Annotated in this window: 1 protein-coding gene; it reads left to right on the top strand. The window is 67.4% G+C overall.

The window, feature by feature from the left end; translation table 11 throughout:
- Positions 1 to 1,410: DOPA decarboxylase (locus tag ACK1U9_RS00120; RefSeq protein ID WP_449109584.1), on the top strand; the 1,410-nt coding region annotated here is incomplete at its 5' end.
- Between the last annotated feature and the right edge of the window lie 18 nt (positions 1,411 to 1,428).

The following is a 1,428-nucleotide window of genomic DNA, read 5'->3' on the forward strand; positions in this document are numbered from 1 at the left end:
ACCCCCGAACAATTCCGCCAATACGGCCACCAACTGATCGACCTGATCGCCGACTACCGCCAATCCGTCGGTGAGCGCCCGGTCATGGCCCAGGTCGAACCCGGCTATCTCAAGGCCGCCTTGCCCGCTCAGGCCCCCCGCCAAGGCGAGCCTTTCGCCGCGATCCTCGACGATGTCAACCAGTTGGTCATGCCCGGCCTGTCCCATTGGCAGCATCCGGACTTCTACGGCTATTTCCCCTCCAACGGCACCCTGTCGTCGGTCCTCGGTGACTTCCTCAGCACTGGCCTGGGCGTGCTGGGCCTGTCGTGGCAGTCCAGCCCGGCCCTGAGCGAGCTGGAGGAAATCACCCTCGACTGGCTGCGTCAGTTGCTGGGCCTGTCTGGCCAATGGAGCGGGGTGATCCAGGACACCGCATCCACCAGCACACTGGTGGCGCTGATCTGCGCGCGGGAACGCGCCAGCGACTACGCACTGGTACGCGGCGGCCTGCAAGCCCAGCCCAGGCCGCTGATCGTCTATGTCAGCGCCCATGCCCACAGCTCGGTGGACAAGGCCGCATTGCTGGCCGGTTTCGGCCGCGACAACATCCGCCTGATCCCGACCGACGAACGCCATGCCCTGCGCCCGGAAGCACTGCAGGCGGCGATCGAGCAGGACCTGGCCGCCGGCAACCAGCCCTGCGCCGTGGTCGCGACCACCGGTACTACCGCCACCACGGCCCTCGACCCGTTGCGGCCGATCGGCGAGATCGCCCAGGCCCATGGCCTGTGGCTGCACGTGGACTCGGCCATGGCCGGCTCGGCGATGATCCTGCCGGAATGCCGCTGGATGTGGGACGGCATCGAGCTGGCCGATTCGCTGGTGGTCAACGCGCACAAATGGCTGGGCGTGGCCTTCGATTGCTCGATCTACTACGTGCGCGACCCGCAGCACCTGATCCGGGTCATGAGCACCAACCCCAGCTACCTGCAGTCGGCGGTGGATGGCGAGGTCAAGAACCTGCGTGACTGGGGTATCCCGCTGGGCCGCCGGTTCCGCGCGTTGAAGCTGTGGTTCATGCTGCGCAGCGAGGGGGTAGAGGCGTTGCAGGCACGGCTGCGGCGTGACCTGGACAATGCCCAGTGGCTGGCCGGGCAAATCGGCGCGGCGGCGGAGTGGGAGCTGCTGGCGCCGGTGCAGTTGCAGACGTTGTGCATTCGCCATCGGCCGGCGGGGCTGGAAGGGGAGGCGCTGGATGCGCATACCAAGGGGTGGGCCGAGCGGCTGAACGCGTCCGGGGATGCCTATGTGACGCCGGCGACGCTGGATGGGCGGTGGATGGTGCGGGTGTCGATTGGCGCATTGCCGACCGAGCGGGAGCATGTCGAACAGCTTTGGGCGCGCCTGCAGGAAGTGGTCAAGGGATGAAATTGCCGGGGGCTGCAA

The organism is Pseudomonas sp. XP1 (assembly GCF_053557675.1).